This is a genomic window from Pseudomonas sp. Y39-6, from assembly GCF_023651955.1.
In the GTDB taxonomy this organism is placed as follows: Bacteria; Pseudomonadota; Gammaproteobacteria; order Pseudomonadales; family Pseudomonadaceae; genus Aquipseudomonas; species Aquipseudomonas veronii.
Map to the genome: position 1 here is coordinate 2230680 of NZ_CP069594.1, position 25234 is coordinate 2255913.

The window sequence follows — 25234 nt, forward strand, 5'->3', positions numbered from 1 at the left end:
CGATACAGCTACGGGCTCAGTCCAGACTCACTATGGAGGCACTGTGAAAGCATTGCAAGGCGTTGAAGGTCATGTGGAGTGGTTGGAAGAGCCAAGTCCTACATGCGATGTAGGTCAGGTTCGCATTCGGGTGGCGGCTGCGGGCCTCAATCGTGCCGATTTATTGCAGCGTGCGGGGCTGTATCCGCCGCCGCCGGGCGTCAGCAAGGTGTTGGGCCTGGAGTGTTCCGGGGTGATCAGCGAGGTCGGCGCGGGTTCGTCCTGGCAGGTCGGCGACCGCGTCTGCGCGCTGCTGGCCGGCGGCGGCATGGCCGAGGAAGTGGTGGTGGACGCCCGTCACGTGCTGCCGGTGCCGGAAGGCCTGTCGTTGATCGAAGCGGCGGCATTGCCCGAGGTGTATAGCACCGCGTGGTTGAACCTGTTCCAACTGGCGGGCGTCAAGCCCGGCGAGAAGGTGTTGCTGCATGCCGGCGCCAGTGGCGTGGGTTCGGCGGCGATCCAGTTGTGCAAGGCATTCGGCAGCCCGTGCTGGGTCAGTGTCGGCTCGGCGGATCGGTTGGCCTACTGTGAAGCCCTCGGCGCCCAGGGCGGCGTGGTCCGCACGGACGGTATCGAAGGGCTGCGGGATTTCGGGCCGTTCGACGTCATCCTCGACCCGGTCGGCGCCAGCTACGCGGCGCTGGACCTCAAGTTGCTGGCCCTGGACGGTCGTTGGGTGCTGATCGGCCTGATGGGCGGGCGCGAGGCGCAACTGGACCTGGCGCAGGTGCTGGGCAAGCGAGTGCAACTGCTGGGCTCGACCCTGCGCAGCCGTGACGATCAGTTCAAGGCCGACCTGTTCAGTGACCTGAGCCAGCATGTCTGGCCGTTGTTTGCCGAAGGCCGCTTGAGCCCGCAACTGGCCAAGACCTTCCCGATCAACGATGCCGAGGCGGCGTTTGCTGAGCTGGCGACCAACCAGATTTCCGGCAAGTTGGTGTTGGTGATCGACGACAGCCTGACCTGATCCCGAATTGGAATGTGGTCAATGTGGGAGGGGGCTTGCCCCCGATGACGGTGTGTCAGTGAAGAATATTTCATCTGATACACCGCCATCGGGGGCAAGCCCCCTCCCACATTTGGATCTTGGTCGAATCAGGCCCAGCGGTGGACCGGCCAGCCGGCTTTTTCGGCGTGCTCGCGCAATACCGGGTCGGGGTTCACCACCTGCGGGTTATCCACCTTCAGCAGCAGCGGCAGATCATTGCGCGAATCCGAATAGAAGTACGCGCCTTCCAGGGTTTCTCCTTCCTGCTCCAGCCATTCGAGCAAACGGGTGATCTTGCCTTCGCGGTAGGTCAGGACGCCGACGGTACGGCCGCTGTACACGCCGTGGCTGACATCCAGCTCGATCCCCAACACTTCGTCGATGCCGATACGCGCCGCAATCGGCGTGACCAGGTGGGTGCCCGACGCGGAAATCACCAGCACCCGGTCGCCGTTCGCGCGGTGGCGGGCGATGGTGCGGGTGGCGTCGCTGTAGATCAGCGGTTCGATCACGTCCTCGACCCAGGGCTCCACCAGGTGCTCGATCTCCTCCGGCGTGCGGCCGATCATCGGCTCCAGGCTGAAGTCCATGAACTCTTCCATGGCCAGCTTGCCCTGGCTGTAGGCGTCCATCAGTTCGTTGTTCTTGCGCATGAACGACTCGGGGTCGACCCACGCCAGGCGGCCCATCTGCTCGCTCCACAGGGTGGCGCAGTCGCCGTGGATCAGGGTGTCGTCCAAATCAAAAATTACCAATGCCATCCGTCACACTCTCTTAAAAAATCACTGCTGCTCAGGCTACTTCACACAGTGCGCTCGGGTCGATGGAAAGTGCCAGGCGCTGGCCGTCGGGGTGCAGATCGTCCGCCGAGCGGTTGAGCACGTCCACCACCAATTCCACGCCGCGCGCTTCGATACGGTAGCGAATCACGTTGCCCAGCAGGCTGTGGCTGCGCACCAGGGCGTCGAGTTCGCCGCTGCGGCTCAGTTCGATGGCTTCCGGGCGAATCGCGATGCGCCCGCTGATCGGCCGTTGCAGCAGTTGGCTGGCCTTGTCCGCGTCGAGCAGGTTGTAGTTGCCGATGAACCCGGCGGCAAACACATCCACCGGCGCGGTGTAGAGGGTTTCGGCATCGCCGCTTTGCACGATCTTGCCCTGGTTCATCAGGAAGATCCGATCGGACATGGTCAGCGCTTCTTCCTGGTCATGGGTCACGAAAATCGTGGTCAGGCCTAACTCGCGCTGGATCTGGCGGATCTGCTCGCGCAGGTGCTTGCGGATGCGCGCATCCAGCGCCGACAGCGGTTCATCCAGCAGCAACAGGCGTGGGCGGGTCACCAGGGAGCGGGCGAGGGCCACGCGCTGGCACTGGCCGCCGGACATCTGGTGCGGGTAGCGCCCGGCCAGCTCCTTGAGCTCCACCAGTTGCAGCACGTCCTGCACGCGTTTGTGGCTGTCGTCGGCGTTGACCTTTTGCATGCGCAGGCCGAAGGCGACGTTTTGTTCCACGGTCATGTTGGGGAACAGCGCATAGCTCTGGAACACCATGCCGATCTGCCGTTTCTGCGGGCTCAAGGGCACGATGTCGTGGCCGTCGAGGAGGATCTGGCCACTGTCGACCGAGGTCAGGCCGGCGATGCAGCGCAGCAAGGTGGACTTGCCGCAGCCGGACGGGCCGAGCAGGGTGACGAATTCGCCCTTGGCGATCTCGCAGTTGATGTCACTGAACACCGGGGTGCCGGCGTAGCCTTTTTGCAGGTGTTGGACGCTGACGAAGCTCATTGGCTTTTGTCCTTGTTCAAGATGTTGGCGGCCCAGGTCAGCACCAGCACAAAGAAGAAATAGGAAATGACCACGGCACTGGTGAAGTGGCCGCTGCTGTTGCGCATGTTGTTCAGGTACACCTGCAGGGTTTCGTAGCGCGTGCCGACGAGGATATTGGCGAACACGAACTCACCGAACAGGAACGAAAACGACAGCAGCAACGCCACCATCAGGCCCTTGCGCAGGTTGGGCAGCACCACCAGGATCGCTGCCTGCCAGGTGCTGGCGCCGAGCAGTTGCGCGGCGTCCATCAGGTCGCGCAGGTTGATGGCTTGCAGGTTGTTGGTGATCGCGCGGTACATGAACGGCAGCGCCACGGTGAAGTAGCAGCCGATCAGAATCCACGGCGTCCCCACCATCGCCAGCGGCCCGGAGCCATAGAGTTGCAGCAGGCCCACCGACGACACCACCGGCGGCACCGCGAACGGCAGCAGGATCAGGATGTTCATCAGCGCGTCGAGCCTGGGGAAGTGGTAATGCACCACGAACAGCAGCGGCAGGATCAGCACCACCGACAAAATCAACGCGCCCACGCACACCAGCAGGGACTGGCCGAAAGCCATCAGAAAGCGCGGGTCGCTCCACAGTTGCACGTACCACTTCACGGTAAAGCCGGCCGGCAAGATCGTCGCCGACCAGCTGCTGGCAATGGAGTAGACAAAGGTGCCGATCAGCGGCAGCACCAGGATCGCGAACAACAGGTACACCACCACCCGGTGGTAGAGAGAGGCCGGGCCGGCTTCAGCGCGAGACATGGTAGCTCCTCTTGAGCAGCAATTGATGGACCACGGTGACCACGGTCATCAGCGCCACCAGCACCACGGCCAGGGCGCTGGCCATGTTCGGGTCCAGGGAGATGTCGCCGGACACCATCGCCGCGATCCGGATCGGCAATACGTTGAAATTGCCGGTGGTCAGCGCGTAGACCGTGGCGTAGGCGCCGAGGGCGTTGGCCAGCAGGATCACGAAGGTGCCGAGCAGCGCGGGGGTCAGCACCGGCAGGCCGATGTGGCGCCAGAACTGCCAGCCGTTGGCACCCAGCAGGGCGGCGGACTCGCGCCAGTCTTCGCGCAACGCATCGAAGGCCGGGTAGAGCAGCAGCACGCCCAGCGGGATCTGGAAGTAGGTGTAGAGAATGATCAGGCCGGTCTTGGAGTACAGGTTGAAGTCCTGAATGATCCCGGCCTGCTTGAGCATGATGGTGATGCTGCCGTTGAAACCGAGCAGGATGATGAAGGCAAAGGCCAGGGGCACGCCGGCGAAGTTGCTGGTCATGTTGGCGAAGGCGGTGACGAAGTTGCGCAGCGGCGAGTCCACGCGGCGCAACGAGTAGCTGCCGAGCACCGAAATGATGATGCCGAACACGCTGGAGTAGAAGCTGATCTCCAGGCTGTACTGGATCGCCTGCAGGTAGAACTTCGAACTGAAGATTTTGCTGAAGTTGGCCAGGCCCCAGCCGAACTCTTCCGATTGCAGGCTGTTGATCATCACCCACGCCAGCGGGGCAATTTCAAACACGATGAAGAACAGCGCGAAAGGCATCAGGCACAGGATTGCCAGCCATTTGCTGCGGGTCATGGCACTCACTTCAACAGCTCCCGGCAGACAGGTTTGTCGTGGGGCACGCCCAGCAACGTGCAGACGGTGCCGCACAGCTCGGTTTGCCTGGGCGTGGCGTCGGGATCGAAGGTGAAGGCCGAGCCGATCACGAACAGCGGCACTTCGCGTTCTTCCGGCAGCAGGCCGTTGTGGGAGCGGTCGTTGTTCATGCCGTGGTCGGCGGTCACCAGCACCTGATAGCCGGCGTCGAGCCAGCCTTGCAGGTAGTCGGCCAGGAGGATGTCGGCCGAGCGTGCGCTGTTGCGGTATTGCGCGCTGTCGAGGCCGTGCTTGTGGCCGGCGTCGTCGATGTTCATCGGGTGGACGACCAGCAGGTTCGGCGCGTGTCTGCAGCGCAGGCTTTCGGCGTCGGCGAACAGGTGCGAATCCGGGTAGTGGTCCTGCCAGTAGAAGTGCCCGTGCTGGATCGCCAGGGTCTTGTCGTCGGTATGCCGGTCACGGGCGGCGATAAAGGGCGTGCGGTTATACAACTCGCTGACCCAGTGATAGGCCGCCGCCGCGGTGGTGAGACCAGCGTCGCGGGCGTAATGGAACAGGCTGCGCTGGTTGGACAGGCGCGACACATGGTTGTGGGTGATGCCGCTGTCGATCGGCGGCACGCCGGTGAAGATGCATTCGTAGAGCGGCCGGGAGAGTGACGGCAGTTCACATTCGAGTTTGTAGAGGGCTGCGCGTCCTGCGCCGACGTAGGCTTGCAGATGCCCCATGGCATGACGGGCAACCTCGAAGTTCAGGCCGTCGAGCACCACAAGGATGACGTTGTGCTTCATAGGGGGAGACGCTCCGCAACAGATGGGTTTGGATCGGGTTTGCGGTTGGGACCGGAACAAATGTGGGAGCAGGCAAGCCTGCTCCCACACTGACCGCATCTACAGCTCAGGCATTACTGCATATTGATGATGACTTCTTCCTGCCACTTCTGCGGCAGTGCCTTGGAGCTCTTCTCCCAGGCGTCGGCATCCTTGATCGGGGTGACGTGCTTGTATTGCTCGTTCGGCAGCAGCTTGTCCTGCACTTCCTTCGGCAACGTCAGGTGTTCGGCGCGAATCGGCCGCGCATTGCCCTTGGCCAGGTTGATCTGGCCGGCGTCGCTGAAGATGTATTCGCGGGCCAGTTTGGCGGCGTTCGGGTGCTTGGCGTATTTATTGATGATGGTGGTGTAGCCGGAAATCACCGAACCGTCCGATGGGATCAGCACCACGTAGTCATCCGGGTTGGCCATCTTGGCTCTGTAGCTCAAACCGTTGAAATCCCAGACTACGCCGACTTCCACTTCGCCCTTTTCCATGGTGGCGATGGTCGGGTTGGCGAGGGACAGGCGACCTTGCTTGGCGATGTCGGCGAACATCAGCAGGGCCGGCTGCAGGTTTTTCTCGTCGCCCTTGTTGGCGATGGCGGCGGCCAGCACACCGTTGGCGGCTTGGGCGGCGGTGCTCACGTCACCGATGGAGACCTTGTATTTGCCGCTCTTCAAGTCAGCCCAGCTGGTTGGTACGTCCGAGCCGTGCAGCAGCTTTTTGTTGACGATAAAGGCGATGGTGCCGGTGTAGGCCAGCGCCCAGTTGCCGTCTTTATCTTTCGCCCAATCCGGGACCTGGGCCCAGGTGCTTGGTTTGTAAGGCTGGACCACGCCCTGTTTCACCGCGATCGGGCCGAAGGCCGCGCCGACGTCGCCGATATCGGCACTGGCGTTGTCTTTCTCGGCGGCGAACTTGGCGATTTCCTGGGCCGAGCTCATGTCGGTGTCGATGTGCTTGAGGCCGTAGGTCTTGGCCAGGTCATCCCAGGTGCCTTTCCAGTTGGCCCAGTCATCGGGCATGCCGACGCTGTTGACGGCGCCTTCCGCTTTTGCGGCGGCTTCGAGCGTTTTTAGATCGGTATCAGCGGCCATGGCGGCGGTGCACATGGCAATGGTCGAGCCTAACAGTGATGCCAGGAAAAGCTGTTTCATCCGAAGCTCCTTTGGGCGTTTTCAACGCGGCGTTTTATATGAACGTTAGCGGTGGTGTTGGTCTAGGTCAGCAATACCTGAGCCAATCTAGGCGGGATGGATGACAGTTTCATGTCGATGTCGTTTTTGAAGCGCCGATGTCGCTCGGCGCAGGTTTAGCGTAGACCATGCCCAAGCGCCCGCAGGCCTTGGACTTGGCCGACGGATTGCAAGGTTTGTCACGAGGCTCGACCGGGGTTGTCATCTGTCGGTCATCTGCAATGCCTAGGCTGGCATGCAGTGATACAAGCCCATTTATTGAGCGGTTTATGCACCTGAACGGTGCTGGTCTAGTCCAGATAGGTAACGTTGATGCGTGATGAGGCAATCAAGGCGGTGACATCCATCGGCCTGGCGCTGCAAGAGCAGATCGACCATGGCCTTTTGCCGCCAGCCAGCAAACTGCCCGCCGAGCGCAAGCTCAGCGAGTTGTTTGGTACCACCCGGATTACGGTGCGGGAAGCCTTGTTACAACTGGAGGCCCAAGGCCAGATCTATCGCGAGGAGCGCCGTGGCTGGTTTGTCTCGCCGCCGCGCCTGGCCTACAACCTGATGCAGCGCAGCCACTTTCACGCAATGGTCAACGATCAGGGCCGCGTGGCGTCGACCGAGGTGATCAGCGCGCGGCTGCAACCGGCATCGGCGGCGGTGTGTGCGTGGCTGCAATTGCCGGCGCTGTCCAGCGTGATCCAGATCTGCCGCCGGCGCAGGATCGATGAGCGCCTGGTGTTGTATGTGGAGCACTACCTGAACCCGCAGTATTTCCCCGGGATTCTGGCCTGCGACCTGAACCAGTCGATGACCGAGCTGTACGCGCGCAAGTACGATTTGCACTACGGGCGGGTACGCTTCGAGATTGTGCCGACCTCACTGCCGGTGGAAGCCGCCGCCGCGTTGCGCGTGTCGGTGGGCAGCCCGGGCTTGCGTATCGCCCGGGTCAACTATGACCAGCATCAGCGTTTGATCGACTGCGACCTGGAGTTCTGGCGGCATGATGCCATCCACGTGGGCGTGGATGTCATGGGCTCAGCGTCTTGATCAGTTGATCCACATTGCTTTCCAACGCCGTCACCGGGTCGGCGCCGTCGACGTTCAAGACCAGCAGTTGCGCGCCGCCGGCCGTCACCGCGGTTTGCACCGCCGCGCTTGGCGGGCGATGGTGCAGCACCACGGCCACCTCGTGGTCCTTCAGGCGGCTGCTCAGTTGCTGTAAGGCCTCGGGCGTCCAGTCGGCATCTGGGCGTGCGTCGGTGTCGAGCACTTCCAGGTTCAAGCTGCCGAGCAGATACGCAAAGTGATCACTCAGGCTGACCACGCTCAGGTTATCCGCCTGGGCCAGCCGTGCTTCGCTGTCGGCGGTGAGCTTGAGCAGGCGCAGCTTGAGGGCGGCCAGGTTCGCGTCGATTTGCGCCTTCGCGCCCGGTGCCAGGCGGCTCAGGTCGGCGGCCATCACATCGGCCATGCGCCCCATATTGTTGCTCGATTGCCACGGCTGGCTGTTCAAGCCATCGCTGACACCCGGTTGCACCGCGATCCCCGGCAGGCCACCGTCCACCGGGCGCGCGGCGTCCACTTCGACGATGCGGATATTGCTGCGTCGCGCCACCGGGTACAGCGGGTCATCGGCCCACAGCGAACGCAAGCCGATGACGGCATCGGCATCCATCGCCAACGTGCTCAAGGCCGGCGCGCCACGGCCGGTGAAGTAGGACACCTGCCGCGAACCGGGCAGGTTGGCCGGCGCGGCGCGTTCGAGCTGTACGTCGCTGCCTTTAAGCAGCAGCTCCGCCAGGCCATAGGTAATGGGCAACGAGGCGAGGACCTTCACAGGTTTTTTCGCTTTGGTCAGCGCGGCGTGGCCCAGGCCTTGGTTGACTTTGAAACTCTTCGGATCAAAACCGTCGACGGCCAGCGCCGACGCGCTGGTCAGGCAAGCGATGGCCAAGGCCAGTGAGCGAAAGACAGGGTGCATTATCCAAGATTCCCTTTGAGGCTGGGCACGGTGCCGCGCGCGATGGCGGCGAGGGCGAAGGCGATACCGGCGACCAGGATGATCGCGGCGCCGGAGGGGATGGGCAGGTCGAAGATGATCGGCAGCAGGATGCCGCACAACGTGCTGACGGTGGCAATCGCCACGGAGACCCAGAAGAAGCCTTTGAGCGACTGGCTCAGCAAGCGTGCCGCCGCCGCCGGAATCACCAGCAGCGCGCCCACCAAGATCGCCCCGATGACCTTGACCGCTGCGACGGTGATCAATGTCACCAGGATCACGAACAGGTAATCCAGGGTCTTCACCGCCACCCCGCGTACCGCCGCCAATTGCGGGTTGAAGCTGGCGAGCATGATGCGGTTGTACAGCGGCAGGGCGAGGGCCATCACCAGCGAACCGACAATCGCCAGCACCAGCAGGTCGTTGCCATTGACCGTCAACACCGAGCCGAACAGCACGTTTTCCAGGATGTGAACGTTGATCTTGCCCGCCAGTATCAACAGCAGGCTTGCGCCCAACGCCAGGGACACCGAGAGGAACACGCCGATCAAGGTATCCGGCGCCAGGCCGGTGCGGTTGCGCAGGTAATTGAGCAGGATGCCGAACAGCAGGCAGTAGCCGAACAGCGCGCCATAGGGCCCGGTGTAGGGTTCGCCGAGCAGAATGCCCACGGCCACGCCGGTCAGCGCGGCATGGCCGACCGCTTCGGAGAAAAACGCAAAGCGTTTGACCACCACCAGCGTCCCCAGGCCGCCCAGCACCGGGCCGATCAGCAGGCCGGCGAGCAGGGCGTTGACCACAAAACCATAGGCCAGCGCCTCCGGCAGGTAACCGGAAGAGGCCCAGCCCTGGACCATCAGGCGAAACGCTTCATAACTCATGGCGCCAGGCTCCGAGGATGGGTGGAGAACAGGGTCAGCAGGCGATCCGGGGTCAGTGCCGCTTTGGGTGTGGCGTCGAACAGCACGCGGCGGTTCAGGCCGGTGACGCGGTCGGCGAGGCGGCCCACGGCGTCCAGGTCGTGCTCGATCCACAGCACGGAGATCCCGGCGCGGCGCCAGTCATCAAGCAGACGTTCGAACACCTGGATACCGGCTTCATCGAGGGCCGACATCGGCTCATCCAACACCAGCAATTGCGGGGCCGGGATCAGCCCCTGGGCGAGCAGCACGCGCTGACGTTCACCGCCCGACAACGCGCCCATGCGCCGTTTGCGTTTGTCCTGCAGGCCGACCCGCTCCAGGGCCTCGCCGATGGCGCCGGCGTAATGCCTGGACAGCCCGAGAAACGCCGGGCGCCGCTGACACATCGCCGCCATGAAGTCATCCACGGTCATCGGCAGGCCGCGGTCGAACTCCAACGCCTGGGGCACATAACCAATGGTGCCGGGCGTGTCCGGCCACGTCAGGCGCAGTTGCCCCTGGTGCGGCGTTTGCCCCAGCAGCGTTTTGATCAGCGAGCTTTTCCCGCCGCCGTTCGGGCCCACCAGTGCATGGATGCTGCCTGGCTGCACCTGGAAGCTCACGTCATCGAGGATCACGGTGCGGCCCAGGGTCAGCGACACCTTGTCGAAGTCGATCGTCGGGCCGACGCTGACCATGCTCAAGCGTTGCGCCGCCGTCATGCCCCCGACTCCTGAATCGCCCGCACCACCGTGTTGAGGTTGCCGGTCATTTCCACTTCGTACTTTTCAGCGCTGTATTCGCCGTAGGAGATATGCGACAGCGGGTACAGCCGGACCCCGGATTCACGCTGGATGGTCTCGACGTAGGTGGACGGGAAATCCATCTCCGAGAAGATCACTTTCACATCCAGGGCGCGCAATTCATCGATGGTTTTCTTCAACTGGCTCGGGCTGGGTTCGATGCCGTGGGCCGGCTCGACCACGGCGGTGACTTCCAGGCCGAACTCGCGCAGCAGGTAGTCGTAGGCTGCGTGGACCGTGGCCACGCGCAGGTCCGGGTTGGGCGCGCGGGTCAGCTTGGCCAGGGCCTCGGCGCGCATCTGCCGCAGGCGCTTGCCGTAGGCGCGGGCGTTCTGGGTGTAGGTCTTGGCGTTGTCCGGGTCGAGCTTGCCCAGTTCGCGGGCGATGTTGTTGACCTGGGCAATCGAGGCACTGATCGACAGGAAGGTGTGCGGGTTGACCACCTTGCCGGCGCCGCGCGCGGCGTTGCCGGTGGCGGCCAGCAGCGGCACGTTGGCGTTGGCTTCGATCACCGGGATGTCCGGCCGCTCGCTGGTGGCGATCATGCGGTCGGCGAAATCGTCGTGGCCGACCCCGTTGAGCACGATCACATCCAGGGTGCCGATGCGCTTGATGTCGTCGGCGCGCGGTTCGTAGGCATGTGGGTTGAAACCGGCCGGAATCAGCGGCACCACCTCGGCCTTGTCGCCGACGATGTTGGCGACGTAGCTGTAGTAAGGATGCAGGGTGATGCCGATCCGCAGGCGCTTGGCTGCCTCGGCGTTGGCCAGCGGAGCGAGCAGCAGGCTGATCAGGCTGACCAGCAGCAGGCGTACAAGGGGCGATGAAATAGACATGGGCACTCGGTCTTCTCGGTCAGTGACGGTGCTGGCGGGTCACGCCGGCGTCGAATTGCGCGACCACTTGCTGCCAGCCGGCCGCGATCAGCGCCTGGTCGGTGAGGTCGGCGGGGGCGGCCAGGTCTGGGCGGCGGTTGAGCCAGATGTCCGGCTCGGCGCCCGTTACCCGCATCAGCAGCGAGCCGCTGGTGGCCGGCGCCTGGCTCACGCCGAGGTAGGCCGACGGCGCCAGCAACTGCCAGCGATGATCGCCACGGCTGACCGAGCTGGCGTCCTGGGCAAAGGGCGCAAAGCCTTCTTCGGCCAGTTGCGCGGGCGTCGGCAGGGCGCTGTGTGCCTGCTGCAGCCAGTGGATTTCATCCAGGGTCACGCGCAGGTCGGCGTAGATGCCTTGCTCGGCGGCGCTGAGGTCGCGGCGCGCGTCCAACTGGTGGCTGGGCACGGCAACCACGGCCTGGGTTTCACCGTGCAGGGCCACCACCGTACCGGCCACCGCCAGGATGATCAGGCACAGCAGCAGGACATAGAGGGTTTCGTGCCCGGCCCCGGCTGGGCGTACCACCTGTGTCGTACTCATTGGGACGGGATATCCGCTTGGTCGATTTCAACGACGTGACCGGGGCCGGCATCGAACAGCACGTAGAACTCGGCTGAGGGCTTCTTGAAGGTCAGGGTCGAGTCCGCGCCGAGCTTGCCGGGCACGAGGATGGTTTCGTCGTAGCCGATCACATCCAGGGTCACGCCGGGGGCGCCGCTGCCGTCGGAAAAACCGCCGGTGCATTGGATCTGTTCGCCGGGGATTTCCTTGCATTCGCACATCGGGTTGTGGGCCACGGCTGTGGGACAGAAACCGGCGCACAGCAACAACGTGGCGCAGGCGCGGCTCAGGCGTATCAATGTCATGGTTTGACTCCTTGCTTGTTCAGCCAGGCAATGGTGGCAGGCGAGGCCTGGCTCAGCGCAATGGAACCCTGGTGCATCGTGCCGTCCCAGCCTTCCATGGTGACCCACAGTTCGGCGTCGGCCGGCGTGCGCTCGGGCACCGGCAGCAGCGCGCCCATGCGGTACGGCGTGCCGAAGAAGATCACCCCGGCGGCGCGCAGGCTGCGCGGTTTGCCGATACGCAGGTAGGTTGCCTTGACCTGCTCGGCGCAGTTGGCGCACAGGGCGGCATTGAAAAATTTCATCGGGCCGGCCGGGTCCGGGCGCGGGCCTTCGTTGCGGAACTCGGCGAGGGTCAGGCTCCAGGGCCCGACCTGCACCTCGCCGGCCACCCGCTCGCCGATGCCGCTGTCACCGCGAAACAGCGCGGCGTCGGCAAAGTACTTGGGCATGAAGCCCAGGGGCACCAGCAACAGCAGGACGTTAAGGTGGAACCGCCATTTCAGCCACACGGCGCGCAGTGGCGAAGGCGTTGCGGCAGCGACCTTGCTCATTGGTTGCCCTCCGTCATTTCAGCCTGCAGGGCCGCGACCGCTGCCGCCTGGCGCGGCGCCTTGTGGCTGCGCTTGAGGGCATGGAGGGTGGCCAGGGCCGTGCGTTTGGTCCAGATCAGCAGGCCGCTCAACACCATCATGCTCAACACCAGGCCGAAGAATGCCCAGATCAGCTTGATCCACAGCCCGCCAAAGTCGCCGGTGTGCAGCGGGCGCATGGACTCGGTGACGAACTCCAGCGTCGAGCGGTTGGACAGCAGGTGCGAAACCGCCACTTCGCCGGTGTAGGGGTTGATCTGCGCGGTCTGGAACATCAACGGGTACCAGCCCCGCCCGCCGATCTGCAGATGGCTGTAGGCATTGAGTGGCAGGAACACGAAGCTGGTCTCCAGCCCCGGAATCCGTTGGCTGGCGATTTCGATCGCGTCGTCCAGGGCAATCATCGGCGCCGGCACGCCGGGGGCGGACGTCGGCACGTTCTCCCGGGCGATCACCGGCACGATGGGCTCGCTGGAGATGGAAATCTGGTTATCCCCCAGGATCGCCTGAATCAGGAACCAGGTGCCGGTGATGGAAATGACCGCGATAAACCAGATCGACCAGATACCGCTCAGGCGATGGAAGTCGCCCCAGAAGATCCGCGCGCCATGGCGGATGCGCAGGGTCGGGCGCAAAAAGCCCTTCCAGAAACGCTTGTACACCACCAGCCCGGTGATCAACGACGCCAGCAACGGCAGGCCGAGCGCGGAGACCAGGTACCAGCCCCAACTGAACCCATTGGTGAATGGCACCAGCCACCAGCCGTGCAGGGCGCGGGTGAATTGTTTGAAGTCGAACGCCGGGCTGATACCCTGGATCGCCCCGGTGTAAGGGTTGACATAGACCTCCACCGAGCGCCCGTCGGGGTAGCTGAGGGTGACACTCAGGGCGAAGTGCGACTCGTCCGGGCGGATGATGGATTGCACGATCACCAGGGGCTCTGCGCGTTTGATGGCGTTGATCACCTGATCATAGCTCAGCGGTTCGGCGTCGTCCGACGGCTTGCTGGCGCGGATTTCCGGGTTGGCCAGCCAGACGATTTCCTGGCTGACCACCGCCAGGGTGCCGGTGACGCAGACGATCAGTACAAAAAACCAGATGGGTAATGCCAGCCAGCTGTGTACGAGAAACCAGAGTTTTGAGCGCGACTTCTTCGACATGTGAATGGGAGTCTTGATCGGAGGGGGGCAATGAGGGCCCGGAAAAGGCCAGTCGTAGCTTTTGCTGACGCGACAGGCTGTATCTAAGTTAAGACGGATGAGAATGAGAAATCCCTAACCCAGATATGAAAGCAAATGTTTCAGGTTCACATTCGGGGCGCTGAGGCCTCGGTGCTGGGCAGCCCCCGTCTCAAGCCGACCCTCGATCAAACAGTGGCAGCGGGCCTGCCCGCGATGGCGCTCGGTCAGGCACCGCCTGACACCCCGCCATCGCGAGCAAGCCCGGTCCCAGGCTCAGCCTTGCTTGAACAGCGCTTCGGCGCGCTGGCGGATTTGTGCTTCGTTCAGATTCTCCTTGCGGGAGGCGAGGAACCACACATGACCGAACGGATCTCTCAGCGTGGCGGAGCGGTCGCCGTAGAACTGGTCCTTGGGTTCGGAAATGGACAGGCCGCCGGCTGCGACCGCTTGTCGATACTGCGCGTCGACATCGTCCACATATAAATGCAGGCCGACGCTGGTGTGGCCATCGCGCGGGCTGCCGAAGGCCATTTCACCGCAGGGCGAGGCGAGCATGATCGCCGAGTCTCCGATACGCAGTTCAGCGTGGCCGACCTTGCCGTCGGGCATGTCCAGGCGCATGACTTGCGTGGCGTTGAAGGCTTTTTTGTAGAACTCGATGGCTTCGGCGGCTTTTTCGACGCCCAGGTAGGGCGTGATGCTGTGATAGCCCTCGGGGATTGGTTTTACGCTCATATCATTCTCCCTGAATTGTGTTTATGAAGGGACGGCCCTTTCACTATAGGCCACGCCAGCCGTGGCTTGCGGGCAACCGACGAGGTGTTGCCCAGGCAACAGTGAACAGGCAGATCGTTCCGCCATCAGTGCTGCGGCGGGCGCCAGCCGCAGCGACATCACGGGGTTCAGGGCGCGGCGCTGTCCCTGGGGTTTAAGGTGAACATTTCCCACAGGGAGCGGTTTTTCAACTGGGCTCCAACAACTGAGCCCCCGGCCCACGCTCACCGAGCAGGTCGCCCTGATTGCGCAACGGGCAGGCTTCCAGCGACAGACATCCACAGCCAATACAGCCATTGAGCTTGTCGCGCAGGAGCATCAGCTTGTTGATGCGCTCGTCCAGGTCTGCCCGCCACGATGCCGACAAACGCTGCCAATCTTTAGCCGTCGGCGTGCGTCCATCCGGCAGGGCCTGCAACGCTTCACCAATCGTCGCCAGCGGAATCCCCAGGCGCTGGGCGATCTTGATCACCACCACCCGGCGCAGTACATCGCGCGGGTAGCGCCGCTGGTTGCCGGCATTGCGATTGCTTTTGATCAGCCCCTTGGTTTCGTAGAAATGCAGGGCCGTGACCGCCACGCCGCTGCGGGCCGACAGTTGGCCAACAGTAAGCTCCTTGGTAACCATGAAAAACTCCGGATTAACCCTTGACCTTGACTTAACTAGAGGTTTTACCCTGCGTGGTATCGAATCACAAGATTCTGCCTACAGAGAAAGGGGAGTGTTCATGCAGGTATCAGAGAAGAATCGCAGTTTCACTCAATTGATCGAGTTTCAGGTCGAGCCCCAGCAACAGCTCGCCCTGGTCGCGGCATTGTCCATCCAGAGCGAGCGCCTGGCCCAAGGGCACGGCGGCTTTCTCAATGCGAGTGTGCAGGTCAGCGATGACGGGCGGCGGGTACTCAATTACCTGCAATGGCGCTCACGCGAGGACGGCGAGGCGGCCTTCCAGTGCGTTGAGCACGGCGAAGAAGATTTCTGGACACTGATACGCGCCCACCAGGCCACGGCCGTGACCTTCGGTTCGTTCCAGGTGCTGCACAGTTTCGAGCGCAGCCATGACAATGCGTTGCACTGCCGTTTAAATGGATAGGTGCAGCATGCGCTCACCCTGAACGTTTTCCCCCGGGCGGCGCTTGTTCACCGCCAGTTCGCCGATCTTGATCAGGCGCGTGCGTGTGACGTTGCGGCTCAGGCCCAGCAGGTTGGCGGTGTGGACCTGGTTGTAGTGGCTGAAGCGGTAGGCGGCACGCAGCAACGCGTCCTCGACTTTTTCATGCAGGGCACCGGCCTGTTCCTCGAACAGCTTTTGAAAGGCCCGTTCAAGCAAGGCTTCGGCACTGTTGTCGGTGCCGTGCGGGCTGTCGTCCTGACGCTCGATGCGCAGGTTCGACAGGCGTAGATCGTCGCGTTCGATCACGCCATTGCGGCAGATTAGCAAGGTGTGGTGAATCACGTTTTCCAGCTCGCGGATATTGCCTGGCCAGCTGTAGTTTTTCAGCTTGTGTTCGGCCTCGCGGCTGATGGTGACCGGGCCGTAGCCCAGGCGCTGGCTGTAGGCTTCGATGAAGTGTCGGGTCAGCGGCAGGATATCGCCGGGACGCTCGCGCAACGGGCTGAGTTCCAGGCTGACCACGTCGAGACGGTAGTAGAGGTCTTCACGGAAGTGCCCGGCGTTGATGGCTTTTTCCAGCTGCACGTTGGTCGCCGCAAGCACGCGCACATCGATGGGAATGCTCTTGCGCGAGCCCAGGCGCACTACCTCCCGCTCTTGCAGTACGCGCAATAATTTGACCTGGATCGCCATCGGCAAATCACCGATCTCATCGAGGAACAAGGTGCCGCCGTCGGCCTCTTCGAACCAGCCGGCCTTGGCGCTGAGGGCGCCGGTGAAGGCGCCTTTTTCATGGCCGAACAGCTCGGCTTCCACCAGCGATTCGGAAAACGCCCCGCAGTTCACCGCCACGAAGGGCCGGTTGCGTCGTGCGCTGAGGTTATGAATGTGGCGCGCCACCAGCTCTTTACCGGTCCCGGTTTCGCCGATGATCAACACGCTGGCTTCGCTGGGCGCCACTTGCTGGATATGGTCGAGCAGTGCCTGGGATTTCGGGTCTTCGAAGACCTGGGCCGTGGCGCGGATCGAGGTGGCGAGGGCGGGCGAGGGCGGTAAGGTTAAAAGCTGCATGGGCACCTCTTTATGAATAGAACGTAGGAGTCGGCAGGGACTGGTTCAACGCCCAGTCCCCCAGTTCGTGGAGTTTGTAGTCCACCGGGTCGTGCAGGCTTTGCGTGCGCAGGTTGCGCCAGTGCCGGTCCAGGCGCAGTGACGCATGGGTGGAGCGCGCGCCGGTGACTTCAAACAGGCGGCTGCACAACTCCAGGCCCTGGCGGCTGGCGGCGACCTTGGCGGTGGCGATGGCGATGGCCAGTTGGCCGCGTGCGTTTTCGCTGAGGTTCGGCCCCTGGGCCCAGGCTTGATCGAGCAGCGCGGCGGCGCGTTCCACCAGCAGGCGCACACCTTGCAGGGCCACCCAGAATTCGCCGTAGTGGTGCAGCACGTAAGGGTCTTGGCGCACATCCTCGGCGGTGGATTTATGCCACGCACGGGTTTCGGTGAGGGTGTAGTTGCGCGCTTCATCAAAGGCACCTTCGGCTATGCCGAGGAACATGTGCGTGAAGGTCAACTGCGCGATCAGTGGGCGCAGGCAGGCGAACGGTGTGCTCAGAGGGCCCGGGTCGAGCAGCAATTCCGACTCCTCGACGCGCACCCGTTCGAAACTGGCGCTGCCGCTGTCGGTCTGGCGCTGGCCGATATTGTTCCAGTCGTTGTGCAAGGTGATGCCGCTGCGCCCGCTGGGGATGGCGGCGATCAGCAACTTGCCGCCGGCGCTCTCATCCACCGCCGAGGCGATCAGCATTTCCGAGTCGCTGGCGCCGGAGCAGAAGCTCTTCTTGCCGGAGAACTCACGCCAACCGCCGAAATCCTTGACCTGCGTGCGCGTGTCCAGCGGGTTGAGGGCGTTGCCCCAGAACCAGTTTTTGCGTGCGGTCTGTTCGAACCACGGCTGCCATTGGTCCGGCCGCGAAAACAGGCGCACCGTAGCGAGCATCAGGTGGTGAAAACCGAAGACATGAGCGATGGAGCTGTCGACCTTGGCGAATTCACGCACGATGGCCAGGGTGTCGCTCCAGCGCGCACCAAGGCCGCCGTATTGAGTGGGAATGCTCAGGGCCAGCAGACCGCTTTGGCGCAGGGCATCCCGTTCGGTTTTTGGCGTGCCGCCGCGCTCGTCGCGTTCGACGGCGGTGAGGGCGAATTCGGCGGCGAGCTGTCTGGCGGTCTGCAAAGGTGAGGGCAGGACGCTGTGGGGGTTGGCTGTCACGCGGTGTTCCTCATAGGGCTCTAATGCCGTGTGCTGTCTATTGGGCAATGCAGATCAACGGTGCGATCTCAGCATTCTCAGGCCTTGGCCGGCAGCACATCATTGGCAATCATCTCGCCAAACGGTCCGGTGAGATTGGTGACACCGCGCCCGGCCAGGCTGGCGTAGGGTTCCGGCAATAGCGGGAACACCAACTCGGCGAAGCGATAGGCTTCTTCGAGGTGCGGGTAGCCGGAAAAGATGAAACTCTCGATGCCCAAATCCGCGTATTCCTTGATCCGCTCGGCCACTTGCCGCGGGTTGCCTACCAGCGCCGTGCCGGCACCGCCACGGACCAGGCCGACACCGGCCCACAGGTTGGGGGCGATTTCCAGGTTGTCGCGGCGCCCGTCGTGCAAGGCGGCCATGCGGCGCTGGCCTTCGGAATCAAAGCGCGAGAAGGATTTTTGCGCGGCGGCGATGGTCTCGTCGCTGATGTGTTCGATCAGTTTGTCGGCGGCTTTCCAGGCGTCTTCTTCGGTCTCGCGCACGATCACATGCAGGCGGATGCCGAACTTCACGGTCCGCCCGTGGCGCGCGGCCCGTTCACGTACATCCGCGAGCTTTTCGGCGACGGCGGCGGGTGGTTCGCCCCAGGTCAGGTACACGTCCACCTGTTCGGCGGCGAGGTCGTGGGCGGCGTCGGAGGAACCGCCGAAGTACAGCGGCGGGTAAGGCTTCTGCACCGGTGGGTAAAGTGCCTTGGCATTCTGCACACGCAGGTGTTTGCCTTCGAAGTCCACCGATTCGCCCTGCAATACGCGGCGCCAGATCTTGAGGAATTCGTCGGAGACTTCATAGCGTTCGCGGTGGTCGAGGAAGCTGCCGTCGCCGCGGTTTTCGTCGGGGTCGCCGCCGGTCACGACGTTGATCAGCAGGCGGCCGTTGGACAGGCGATCCAGGGTCGCCGCCATGCGCGCCGACACTGTGGGCGAGATGATGCCAGGGCGAATTGCCACCAGGTAGCGCAAGCGTTCTGTCAGCGGCACCAGCGCCGAGGCGATTACCCAGGAGTCTTCGCACGAACGCCCGGTAGGAATCAACACGCCGTAGTAGCCAAGGCTGTCAGCGGCCTGGGCGACTTGCTTCAGATAATTGAGGGTGACCGGACGGGCACCTTGGGTGGTGCCCAGGTAATGACCGTCGCCATGAGTGGGCAGAAACCAGAAAACATCCATGACGAATCCTTAAGCGATTTTCAACAGTGAGGGGGCGTGCGCGGCGAACAAAGGGGCTGCGCGTTCTGCCGCAAGGCGAATACGGCCTTTCAAGGCTTCGTTGGTGATTTGGTAATCGGTGAAATCGGCTTCGGTGGCATATACGCCGATCGGCAAGGTCAGGGCCTGGAAGAAGCTGAACAGCGGGCGCAACTGGTGATCGAGTACCAGCGCGTGACGTTCGCTGCCGCCGGTGGCGGCCAGCAGCACAGGGGTGTCGATCAGCGAGTTGAGGCCAACCAGGTCGAACAGATGCTTGAGCAGGCCTGGATAAGAACCGCGATAGACCGGTGCGGCGACGATCAGCAAGTCGGCCTGTTCGATGGCCAACAGTTGGGATTCGACCTCGGCCGGCAACTCATCGCGCGACAGTGCGCCGCCCAGTGGCCGGGCGATATCACCGAGTTCGATCAGGGTCGTCTGGATCGGCAACAACGTTGCCAGTTCGGCCAGCACGGCCTGGGTCAACACCAGGGTACGGGACGGGCGCCAGGTTCCGCCGGAGAGGGCAACGACATTCAGGGGACGGGTCATGAACAGTTCCTTTTTCAACAGTGGCATAGCAGGGGAAGTGAGCCGGTCTGAGCAAGAGCTGTACCAACGGCTGCAGGCCTTGATCCGCCTGGGCTGCGGGCTCACTGCTGAAAAACGTTGCTGTTGTCTGCCTGGTGTTTTGTTGAATGGCTGTTGCCTGCGCAACAGTTGCCTGGCGAACAGTGTCGAATTCGCGTGGAGCCATTTATAGAGGGTTATGTTTATTCCGTAAATGAACGTATTTCCATATTTATAGATCTTAAAGGAATATAAGGGTGGCGCTGATGAGGGTGTGGCGACGGGTGATAGCGACTATCACGGATGGTGATTTTTCACTGTCCAGGGTCGGGAGTAGCCTGTGTTCATTGACTTGAGACCTTCTTCGCAGAGCCGTCGCCATGAACCGATTTTTTGCTGTTTCCTTATTACTCGTCACTTCTGTCGTTGCCGGTTGTGCGACCCATCCTTCTCCTGAATTGCGCCCTTACACGGCGCAAGAAACCCGGGAACTGGCGCTGGAGGCGTTGAGCCGTCGCGGCTTGTCGTTTGACGAATATCAACGCCAGCGGGCTGCCCTGACCGGTCAGGCACAACAACCTTTCAGTTTTGCTCACCAGGGCGAAATGAACGCCGAACGTAATGTGACCCTGCATGGCCGCCCCAGTTGAGCCGGTGCTCAGTGGCAAAAAGCCCGAGGTTTCTCAAGAAGCCTCGGGCTTTTTGTTTGCCATGGCGCTATGTCAGCCTGTTAAGCTGAATTTCAGGAGCGTTCCTACGCACATTTACGTCAAGTGGTCCTTTTTTAATGGCATTCGATCGGGTAAACCTGACGACCTCTGTTCCGGTCGATGCCCCTGAGACGTTGCTCTCGGGAACCTGCTCTGCGAGTCCCTAAGGTTATGAATAAACGTCCGTTGTATTTCGACTACGCCGCCACCACCCCGGTGGACGAGCGGGTCATCCAGGTGATGGTCGAGTGTCTGGGCTTGCACGCCAATTTCGGTAACCCTGCGTCCAGTTCCCACGCCTTCGGCCAAGCGGCCCGGCAAACGGTTGAACAGGCGCGTCGCCAGGTGGCCGAGTTGGTCGGTGCCGAGCCGGAGCAGATCGTCTGGACGTCCGGCGCGACGGAGTCCAACAACCTCGCGATCAAGGGGGTGACTCAAGCGCGGGGCTTGGCGGGTGGGCATATCATCACCAGCCAGATCGAGCACAAGGCTACGCTGGACACCGCGCGGCAGATGCAGGAGGCCGGAGTGGCGGTGACCTACCTGGCGCCGGACGCCGATGGGTTGATCAGTGCCGAGGCGGTGAGTGAAGCACTGCGTGAGGACACCTTCCTGGTATCGCTGATGTTGGTGAACAACGAGTTGGGCACCCTCAACGACATCCTCGCCATTGGCGCGCGGGTGCGTGAACACGGCGCGTTGTTGCATGTGGACGCGGCACAGGGTGCGGGCAAGGTGGCGATCGACCTCGCGCAATGGCCGGTGGATTTGATGTCGTTTTCCGCGCACAAGGTGTATGGCCCCAAGGGGATCGGCGCGCTGTATGTCGGGCCGCGGGCGCAGCGGAAGGTGTTGGCGCAGATTCACGGCGGTGGCCACGAGGGCGGCTTGCGCTCCGGTACACTGGCAACCCACCAGATTGCGGGCATGGGCGCGGCGTTCGCCTTGGCGGCGCAGGCGTTCAGTGAAGAGCAGGCGGCGATCGTGGCCTTGCGCCAGCGTTTGCTCGATCAACTGGCGTCGGTCGCCGGTGTGCGTCTCAATGGCAGCGCCACCCAGCGCATTCCCCACACCCTCAGCCTCACCTTCGGTGAAGGCGAGTTCAACGCCGCGGCCTTGAGTGCGGGCATTGCTTTTTCCGCCACCTCGGCCTGCAATTCGGCGAGCAATGCGCCCTCCCATGTGCTGCTGGCGCTGGGGCATGATGCCCGCAGCGCCGGTCGAACCATTCGCTTGAGCCTGGGGCGGTTCACCACCGAGCAGGATATCGACCAGGCCGTGCAGTTGATCAAGGCCGCCCTTGCCAGTGCGCCGGCGTTCTGGGCGGTCTGATTCTTCATTCGTAATCCATAACAATTATTCGTGGTTAGCAGGAGACACAATGAGTACGCAGCCTTTGACCCATGGAACGGTTCCCCAGCGCCTGGCGCATACCCGTGAATTGATGCGCCGCGAAGGCATTCATGCCTTGCTGGTGCCGTCCGCTGACCCGCACCTGTCCGAATACTTGCCGGGCTACTGGCAGGGGCGTCAATGGTTGTCGGGCTTCCACGGCTCGGTGGGGACGCTGATCGTCACCGCGGATTTCGCCGGTGTCTGGGCCGACAGCCGCTACTGGGAACAAGCGACCAAGGAACTCAAGGGCAGCGGTATCGAGTTGGTGAAGCTGCAGCCGGGGCAACCTGGCCCGCTGGAGTGGCTGGCCGAACAGACGCCGCAGGGCGCCGTGGTGGCGGTCGACGGTGCGGTAATGGCCGTGGCGTCGGCGCGTACCTTGGGCGGTAAACTGGCGGAGCGCGGTGCTCGCCTGCGTACCGATATCGACCTGTTGAATGAAGTCTGGAGCGACCGCCCGGCGTTGCCGAATCAGCCGATCTATCAGCACCTGCCACCGCAGGCCACCGTCAGCCGTGGCGAAAAACTCGCTGCACTGCGCGCCAGCTTGAAAGAAAAGGGCGCCGACTGGCACTTCATCGCCACCCTGGATGACATCGCCTGGTTGTTTAACCTGCGCGGTGCCGATGTATCGTTCAACCCGGTGTTTGTGTCCTTCGCCCTGATCAATGCGCAACAGGCCACGCTGTTTGTGGCGCTGAGCAAAGTCGATGCCGCGCTGCGGGCGGTGCTTGAGCAGGATGGCGTGACCTTGCGCGATTACAGCGAAGTCGCCGATGCCCTGCGCGCGGTGCCATCGGGCGCGAGTGTGCAGGTTGATCCGGCACGCGTGACCGCCGGTTTGCTGGAACACCTGGACGCCAGCGTCAAGCTGGTGGAAGGGCTGAACCCGACGACGCTTGCCAAATCCCGCAAGAGCCTGGCCGACGCGGAACATATCCGCCTGGCCATGGAGCAGGATGGCGCGGCCTTGTGCGAATTCTTCGCCTGGCTGGAGAGTGCGCTGGGCCGTGAACGCATCACTGAACTGACCATCGACGAACACCTGACTGCCGCACGTACCCGCCGTCCCGGTTATGTGTCGCTGAGTTTCAACACCATCGCTGCGTTCAATGCCAATGGCGCGATGCCGCATTACCACGCCACCGAAGAAGAGCATGCGCTGATCGAAGGCGATGGCCTGCTGCTGATCGACTCGGGTGGCCAGTACTTGGGCGGTACTACCGATATCACGCGGATGGTGCCTATCGGAGCGCCGAGTGATGAACAGAAGCGTGATTGCACCCGCGTGCTCAAGGGGGTGATCGCCCTGTCCCGTGCTCATTTTCCCAAGGGCATTATGTCGCCACTGCTCGATGCCATCGCGCGCGCGCCGATCTGGGCCGAAGGTGTGGACTACGGCCATGGCACGGGGCACGGTGTAGGTTATTTCCTCAATGTGCATGAAGGTCCGCAGGTCATCGCCTACCAGGCCGCTACTGCGCCGCAAACCGCGATGCAGCCGGGCATGATCACCTCCATTGAACCGGGTACTTACCGTCCGGGGCGTTGGGGCGTGCGTATCGAGAACCTGGTGTTGAATCGCGAAGCGGGCAAGACCGAGTTCGGTGAGTTCCTCGAGTTCGAAACCCTGACCTTGTGCCCGATCGACACCCGTTGTCTGGAGCCGTCGTTGCTGACGGCGGAGGAGCGCCAGTGGCTCAATGCGTACCATGCCGAGGTGTGTCAGCGTTTGAGCCCATTGCTCAGTGGCGCTGCGCTGGAGTGGTTGCAGGTACGCACCGCGGCTATTTGATCGGTCGCTGCTCGGCAAGTGCCGCTTGCGATTTACGCGCAGGCGGCCGGTCGCAGCGTCGCGAAGGGCTGCGCGGGGTCGAGGCGTTCGGTGGGCGCTGCGGAGCAGTCGGAAGTGGACTGCTCGGGCCGCTATTTACAGATGACGATCATGCTCCGGCTGGTGTAACCAGCAGGGTTGAGGCCGAAGGGGTAGTCCCCAGGCTCCTCGGAGTTGTCACCGGACTTGGCGATAACCCGGTAGCCCTTGGCGCCGCATGAGTTGACTGCACTGATGTAGCACTGGTCCCAGGAGGAGGACAGCCCGGAACAGTTGATATGCAACCCTTTTTTGCCCCGTTTCACTTCTGTCTTGGTGGTCGCGGCACAGCCAGCAATGGCCACGACCATTAACAGTATCAAAATTCGCTTCATTCCCATCCTTAATAGCCGCTTCGAAAAAATTGCCTGAAGCTGGCTTTACTCGCTCTCGATTGTAGCGTTCGCGCTGTCCTTGTCGAAACTCTCCATGAATGACATTTGTTTGCGGCCTAAACATGGCCCAAATGAGCGGCAAATACCAGAGTTACCGTCAAAGATGATTAATCGGCTGGTACTAGAGGTTTGGCCTCGTTTCGCATGGTCAGCGTGGCGCCAACGGAGGCCAGGATAATGCAGGAGATGGCCAGCCACTGTGCGAGCGACAAATGCTCCTGCAGGAAGAACAGGCCCGAGAGCGCGCCGAATGCGGGCTCAATGCTCATCAAGGTGCCGAAAGTACGGGCGGGCAGGCGAGTCAGCGCGACCATCTCCAGGGTGTAGGGGAGCGCCGTGGACAGGATGGCGACGCCGATGGCAACTGGAATCAGCGCAGGCGTCAGCAATGCCGCGCCCGCATGAACGATGCCGATCGGTGCGACGAACAAGGCGGCGATCATGACGCCGAGGGCAGCAGTTTGCACGCCGTTGTCATTCCCTGCCTTTTGGCCGAACAGAATGTAGAGCGCCCAGCAAACACCTGCGCCTAGTGCATAAGCCGCACCGACCAGGTCGATCCCCGTGCTGGCTTCTCCCGTGGGGATCAACAGCAGAAGACCGACAACCGCGAGGGCGATCCACAGAAAGTCCACCGCGCGGCGCGATGCATAGAGGGCGACGGCGAGCGGCCCGGTGAACTCCAGGGCTACCGCAATACCAAGAGGGACTGTGCGCAGCGACATATAGAAGAGGAAGTTCATGCCGCCTAACGCCATTCCGTAAACAATCACGGTGCGCAGGGATTTGGCCGTCAGCGTGGCCCGCCATGGGCGCAATATCAGCAACATGATGATGCTGGCGAAAATCAGGCGCAGCGTGGTGGTGCCTTGAGCGCCGACGATAGGGAACATGGTCTTGGCCAGCGAAGCGCCGGACTGGATGGAAGCCATGGCGATCAACAGCAGGCCGACAGGAAACAGTGCCGAGGCCAGGCTGCGAGGGGAGGTGGTCATTGGGGTGTTCGTCCGAGGTCATATTTGAGTAGCAAAGAGCCCTATGATGCTTAAGTGTGTGTCGCTGAGCAATATATTGCTCAATTATCGGTTTTCTACCTTCTATATAGAGTGGATTTGGAGGTTTTCCGCTGTTTGATAGAAAAACCAAATTAAAGGTTGACGGCAAATCCTGGACGTCTATAATTCGCCCCACTTCCGGCGCAGTCGAAACTGAAAACTCCTTGGTAAACAAAGAGTTACGCAAGA

Annotated in this window: 28 protein-coding genes; 6 read left to right on the forward strand and 22 right to left on the reverse strand. The window is 62.4% G+C overall.

What is annotated here, in order from left to right; genetic code table 11:
• Nucleotides 1-43: 43 nt before the first annotated feature.
• Nucleotides 44-1006 (forward strand): zinc-binding dehydrogenase, encoded by a 963-nt coding sequence (locus JN756_RS10275; RefSeq protein WP_026140008.1) that lies wholly within the window; start codon nucleotides 44-46, stop codon nucleotides 1004-1006.
• A 128-nt stretch (nucleotides 1007-1134) separates the two neighbouring features.
• On the opposite strand, the gene JN756_RS10280 is transcribed toward JN756_RS10275, so the two are convergent.
• The 6 genes from JN756_RS10280 to JN756_RS10305 form a co-directional block, all read right to left on the reverse strand.
• On the reverse strand, nucleotides 1135-1788 hold the full coding sequence (locus JN756_RS10280; protein ID WP_017846889.1) for an HAD family hydrolase: 654 nt from the start codon (nucleotides 1786-1788) through the stop codon (nucleotides 1135-1137).
• Between the two features lie 31 nt (nucleotides 1789-1819).
• Nucleotides 1820-2809 carry an ABC transporter ATP-binding protein gene (locus tag JN756_RS10285; RefSeq protein WP_057005837.1) on the reverse strand — a complete coding sequence of 330 codons (990 nt, stop codon included), beginning with the start codon at nucleotides 2807-2809 and terminating at the stop codon, nucleotides 1820-1822.
• The gene (locus JN756_RS10290; protein ID WP_017846891.1) at nucleotides 2806-3606 is read right to left on the reverse strand and encodes an ABC transporter permease; all 801 of its coding nucleotides are present in this window, start codon (nucleotides 3604-3606) and stop codon (nucleotides 2806-2808) included. The genes JN756_RS10285 and JN756_RS10290 overlap by 4 nt, the downstream gene beginning before the upstream one ends.
• Nucleotides 3593-4429, reverse strand: a complete 837-nt coding sequence (locus tag JN756_RS10295; RefSeq protein ID WP_164887057.1) for an ABC transporter permease — start codon at nucleotides 4427-4429, stop codon at nucleotides 3593-3595. The genes JN756_RS10290 and JN756_RS10295 overlap by 14 nt, the downstream gene beginning before the upstream one ends.
• A 5-nt stretch (nucleotides 4430-4434) precedes the next feature.
• Nucleotides 4435-5241: an alkaline phosphatase family protein gene (locus tag JN756_RS10300; protein WP_046384142.1), complete on the reverse strand. Its 807-nt coding sequence runs from the start codon at nucleotides 5239-5241 to the stop codon at nucleotides 4435-4437.
• A 113-nt stretch (nucleotides 5242-5354) separates the two neighbouring features.
• Nucleotides 5355-6422, reverse strand: a complete 1068-nt coding sequence (locus JN756_RS10305) for an ABC transporter substrate-binding protein (RefSeq protein ID WP_046491055.1) — start codon at nucleotides 6420-6422, stop codon at nucleotides 5355-5357.
• 351 nt (nucleotides 6423-6773) lie between these two features.
• Between JN756_RS10305 and JN756_RS10310 the strand changes: the two genes are divergently transcribed.
• Entirely contained in the window at nucleotides 6774-7499 is a 726-nt protein-coding gene (locus JN756_RS10310; protein WP_017846895.1) for a UTRA domain-containing protein, read from the forward strand.
• Here JN756_RS10310 and JN756_RS10315 read toward each other — a convergent pair.
• The 10 genes from JN756_RS10315 to soxR form a co-directional block, all read right to left on the reverse strand.
• A complete protein-coding gene (locus tag JN756_RS10315) occupies nucleotides 7480-8433 on the reverse strand; it encodes a metal ABC transporter solute-binding protein, Zn/Mn family (protein WP_057005835.1) in 954 nt (317 codons plus the stop codon). The two genes, JN756_RS10310 and JN756_RS10315, sit on opposite strands and share 20 nt — an antisense overlap.
• Nucleotides 8433-9332 carry a metal ABC transporter permease gene (locus tag JN756_RS10320; RefSeq protein ID WP_017846897.1) on the reverse strand — a complete coding sequence of 300 codons (900 nt, stop codon included), beginning with the start codon at nucleotides 9330-9332 and terminating at the stop codon, nucleotides 8433-8435. The genes JN756_RS10315 and JN756_RS10320 overlap by 1 nt, the downstream gene beginning before the upstream one ends.
• Entirely contained in the window at nucleotides 9329-10075 is a 747-nt protein-coding gene (locus JN756_RS10325; RefSeq protein WP_201022075.1) for a metal ABC transporter ATP-binding protein, read from the reverse strand. The genes JN756_RS10320 and JN756_RS10325 overlap by 4 nt, the downstream gene beginning before the upstream one ends.
• On the reverse strand, nucleotides 10072-10992 hold the full coding sequence (locus tag JN756_RS10330) for a metal ABC transporter substrate-binding protein (protein ID WP_017846899.1): 921 nt from the start codon (nucleotides 10990-10992) through the stop codon (nucleotides 10072-10074). Before JN756_RS10330 ends, JN756_RS10325 begins: the two co-directional genes overlap by 4 nt.
• A 19-nt stretch (nucleotides 10993-11011) precedes the next feature.
• Nucleotides 11012-11572, reverse strand: a complete 561-nt coding sequence (locus JN756_RS10335) for a DUF6162 family protein (protein ID WP_026140009.1) — start codon at nucleotides 11570-11572, stop codon at nucleotides 11012-11014.
• Nucleotides 11569-11898 carry a hypothetical protein gene (locus JN756_RS10340; RefSeq protein WP_017846901.1) on the reverse strand — a complete coding sequence of 110 codons (330 nt, stop codon included), beginning with the start codon at nucleotides 11896-11898 and terminating at the stop codon, nucleotides 11569-11571. The genes JN756_RS10335 and JN756_RS10340 overlap by 4 nt, the downstream gene beginning before the upstream one ends.
• Nucleotides 11895-12431 carry a PA2404 family protein gene (locus JN756_RS10345; protein WP_017846902.1) on the reverse strand — a complete coding sequence of 179 codons (537 nt, stop codon included), beginning with the start codon at nucleotides 12429-12431 and terminating at the stop codon, nucleotides 11895-11897. Before JN756_RS10345 ends, JN756_RS10340 begins: the two co-directional genes overlap by 4 nt.
• A complete protein-coding gene (locus JN756_RS10350; protein WP_057005831.1) occupies nucleotides 12428-13630 on the reverse strand; it encodes a PepSY-associated TM helix domain-containing protein in 1203 nt (400 codons plus the stop codon). The genes JN756_RS10345 and JN756_RS10350 overlap by 4 nt, the downstream gene beginning before the upstream one ends.
• Nucleotides 13631-13924: 294 nt before the next feature.
• Nucleotides 13925-14386, reverse strand: a complete 462-nt coding sequence (locus JN756_RS10355) for a VOC family protein (protein WP_017846904.1) — start codon at nucleotides 14384-14386, stop codon at nucleotides 13925-13927.
• 226 nt (nucleotides 14387-14612) lie between these two features.
• Nucleotides 14613-15053 (reverse strand): redox-sensitive transcriptional activator SoxR, encoded by a 441-nt coding sequence (gene soxR, locus JN756_RS10360; protein ID WP_017846905.1) that lies wholly within the window; start codon nucleotides 15051-15053, stop codon nucleotides 14613-14615.
• A 100-nt stretch (nucleotides 15054-15153) separates the two neighbouring features.
• On the opposite strand from soxR, the gene JN756_RS10365 reads away from it, so the two are divergent.
• Nucleotides 15154-15519 (forward strand): antibiotic biosynthesis monooxygenase, encoded by a 366-nt coding sequence (locus tag JN756_RS10365; RefSeq protein WP_017846906.1) that lies wholly within the window; start codon nucleotides 15154-15156, stop codon nucleotides 15517-15519.
• Here JN756_RS10365 and JN756_RS10370 read toward each other — a convergent pair.
• From JN756_RS10370 to msuE, 4 genes are all read right to left on the reverse strand, one after another.
• Entirely contained in the window at nucleotides 15508-16611 is a 1104-nt protein-coding gene (locus JN756_RS10370) for a sigma-54 interaction domain-containing protein (protein WP_046384135.1), read from the reverse strand. The genes JN756_RS10365 and JN756_RS10370 overlap by 12 nt on opposite strands.
• Before the next feature lie 10 nt (nucleotides 16612-16621).
• Complete coding sequence (locus JN756_RS10375) at nucleotides 16622-17809, reverse strand: acyl-CoA dehydrogenase family protein (RefSeq protein ID WP_201022076.1); 1188 nt, start codon at nucleotides 17807-17809, stop codon at nucleotides 16622-16624.
• Nucleotides 17810-17886: 77 nt separating this feature from the next.
• Nucleotides 17887-19026 carry an FMNH2-dependent alkanesulfonate monooxygenase gene (ssuD, locus tag JN756_RS10380; RefSeq protein WP_046384133.1) on the reverse strand — a complete coding sequence of 380 codons (1140 nt, stop codon included), beginning with the start codon at nucleotides 19024-19026 and terminating at the stop codon, nucleotides 17887-17889.
• A gap of 9 nt (nucleotides 19027-19035) precedes the next feature.
• A complete protein-coding gene (gene msuE, locus JN756_RS10385; protein WP_057005851.1) occupies nucleotides 19036-19599 on the reverse strand; it encodes an FMN reductase in 564 nt (187 codons plus the stop codon).
• A gap of 398 nt (nucleotides 19600-19997) precedes the next feature.
• Here msuE and JN756_RS10390 point away from each other — a divergent pair, with 398 nt between their 5' ends.
• The 3 genes from JN756_RS10390 to JN756_RS10400 all read left to right on the forward strand — a co-directional run bounded on the left by JN756_RS10390 (nucleotide 19998) and on the right by JN756_RS10400 (nucleotide 23517).
• Nucleotides 19998-20267: a hypothetical protein gene (locus tag JN756_RS10390; RefSeq protein ID WP_046384132.1), complete on the forward strand. Its 270-nt coding sequence runs from the start codon at nucleotides 19998-20000 to the stop codon at nucleotides 20265-20267.
• Between the two features lie 231 nt (nucleotides 20268-20498).
• Nucleotides 20499-21659, forward strand: a complete 1161-nt coding sequence (locus JN756_RS10395; RefSeq protein ID WP_169881520.1) for a cysteine desulfurase family protein — start codon at nucleotides 20499-20501, stop codon at nucleotides 21657-21659.
• A gap of 49 nt (nucleotides 21660-21708) precedes the next feature.
• The gene (locus JN756_RS10400; RefSeq protein ID WP_017846913.1) at nucleotides 21709-23517 is read left to right on the forward strand and encodes an aminopeptidase P family protein; all 1809 of its coding nucleotides are present in this window, start codon (nucleotides 21709-21711) and stop codon (nucleotides 23515-23517) included.
• A 131-nt stretch (nucleotides 23518-23648) separates the two neighbouring features.
• Here the strand turns inward: JN756_RS10400 and JN756_RS10405 are convergent, their stop codons facing one another.
• Nucleotides 23649-23930, reverse strand: coding sequence for a hypothetical protein (locus tag JN756_RS10405; RefSeq protein WP_046384130.1), 282 nt, complete (start codon nucleotides 23928-23930; stop codon nucleotides 23649-23651).
• Between the two features lie 167 nt (nucleotides 23931-24097).
• Complete coding sequence (gene rhtA / locus JN756_RS10410; protein WP_057005828.1) at nucleotides 24098-24985, reverse strand: threonine/homoserine exporter RhtA; 888 nt, start codon at nucleotides 24983-24985, stop codon at nucleotides 24098-24100.
• Nucleotides 24986-25234: the final 249 nt, after the last annotated feature.

Excerpts from the sequence above, each read along its gene's own strand:
- JN756_RS10330 (WP_017846899.1), bottom strand. The coding sequence starts at position 10,992 with ATGTCTATTTCATCGCCCCTTGTACGCCTGCTGCTGGTCAGCCTGATC.
- JN756_RS10370 (WP_046384135.1), bottom strand. The coding sequence starts at position 16,611 with ATGCAGCTTTTAACCTTACCGCCCTCGCCCGCCCTCGCCACCTCGATC.
- ssuD (WP_046384133.1), bottom strand. The coding sequence starts at position 19,026 with ATGGATGTTTTCTGGTTTCTGCCCACTCATGGCGACGGTCATTACCTG.
- JN756_RS10300 (WP_046384142.1), bottom strand. The coding sequence starts at position 5,241 with ATGAAGCACAACGTCATCCTTGTGGTGCTCGACGGCCTGAACTTCGAG.
- rhtA (WP_057005828.1), bottom strand. The coding sequence starts at position 24,985 with ATGACCACCTCCCCTCGCAGCCTGGCCTCGGCACTGTTTCCTGTCGGC.
- msuE (WP_057005851.1), bottom strand. The coding sequence starts at position 19,599 with ATGACCCGTCCCCTGAATGTCGTTGCCCTCTCCGGCGGAACCTGGCGC.
- JN756_RS10390 (WP_046384132.1), top strand. The coding sequence starts at position 19,998 with ATGAACCGATTTTTTGCTGTTTCCTTATTACTCGTCACTTCTGTCGTT.
- JN756_RS10285 (WP_057005837.1), bottom strand. The coding sequence starts at position 2,809 with ATGAGCTTCGTCAGCGTCCAACACCTGCAAAAAGGCTACGCCGGCACC.
- soxR (WP_017846905.1), bottom strand. The coding sequence starts at position 15,053 with ATGGTTACCAAGGAGCTTACTGTTGGCCAACTGTCGGCCCGCAGCGGC.
- JN756_RS10400 (WP_017846913.1), top strand. The coding sequence starts at position 21,709 with ATGAGTACGCAGCCTTTGACCCATGGAACGGTTCCCCAGCGCCTGGCG.
- JN756_RS10295 (WP_164887057.1), bottom strand. The coding sequence starts at position 4,429 with ATGACCCGCAGCAAATGGCTGGCAATCCTGTGCCTGATGCCTTTCGCG.
- JN756_RS10405 (WP_046384130.1), bottom strand. The coding sequence starts at position 23,930 with ATGAAGCGAATTTTGATACTGTTAATGGTCGTGGCCATTGCTGGCTGT.
- JN756_RS10365 (WP_017846906.1), top strand. The coding sequence starts at position 15,154 with ATGCAGGTATCAGAGAAGAATCGCAGTTTCACTCAATTGATCGAGTTT.
- JN756_RS10340 (WP_017846901.1), bottom strand. The coding sequence starts at position 11,898 with ATGACATTGATACGCCTGAGCCGCGCCTGCGCCACGTTGTTGCTGTGC.
- JN756_RS10315 (WP_057005835.1), bottom strand. The coding sequence starts at position 8,433 with ATGCACCCTGTCTTTCGCTCACTGGCCTTGGCCATCGCTTGCCTGACC.
- JN756_RS10355 (WP_017846904.1), bottom strand. The coding sequence starts at position 14,386 with ATGAGCGTAAAACCAATCCCCGAGGGCTATCACAGCATCACGCCCTAC.
- JN756_RS10335 (WP_026140009.1), bottom strand. The coding sequence starts at position 11,572 with ATGAGTACGACACAGGTGGTACGCCCAGCCGGGGCCGGGCACGAAACC.
- JN756_RS10305 (WP_046491055.1), bottom strand. The coding sequence starts at position 6,422 with ATGAAACAGCTTTTCCTGGCATCACTGTTAGGCTCGACCATTGCCATG.
- JN756_RS10395 (WP_169881520.1), top strand. The coding sequence starts at position 20,499 with ATGAATAAACGTCCGTTGTATTTCGACTACGCCGCCACCACCCCGGTG.
- JN756_RS10325 (WP_201022075.1), bottom strand. The coding sequence starts at position 10,075 with ATGACGGCGGCGCAACGCTTGAGCATGGTCAGCGTCGGCCCGACGATC.
- JN756_RS10320 (WP_017846897.1), bottom strand. The coding sequence starts at position 9,332 with ATGAGTTATGAAGCGTTTCGCCTGATGGTCCAGGGCTGGGCCTCTTCC.
- JN756_RS10310 (WP_017846895.1), top strand. The coding sequence starts at position 6,774 with ATGCGTGATGAGGCAATCAAGGCGGTGACATCCATCGGCCTGGCGCTG.
- JN756_RS10280 (WP_017846889.1), bottom strand. The coding sequence starts at position 1,788 with ATGGCATTGGTAATTTTTGATTTGGACGACACCCTGATCCACGGCGAC.
- JN756_RS10345 (WP_017846902.1), bottom strand. The coding sequence starts at position 12,431 with ATGAGCAAGGTCGCTGCCGCAACGCCTTCGCCACTGCGCGCCGTGTGG.
- JN756_RS10290 (WP_017846891.1), bottom strand. The coding sequence starts at position 3,606 with ATGTCTCGCGCTGAAGCCGGCCCGGCCTCTCTCTACCACCGGGTGGTG.
- JN756_RS10350 (WP_057005831.1), bottom strand. The coding sequence starts at position 13,630 with ATGTCGAAGAAGTCGCGCTCAAAACTCTGGTTTCTCGTACACAGCTGG.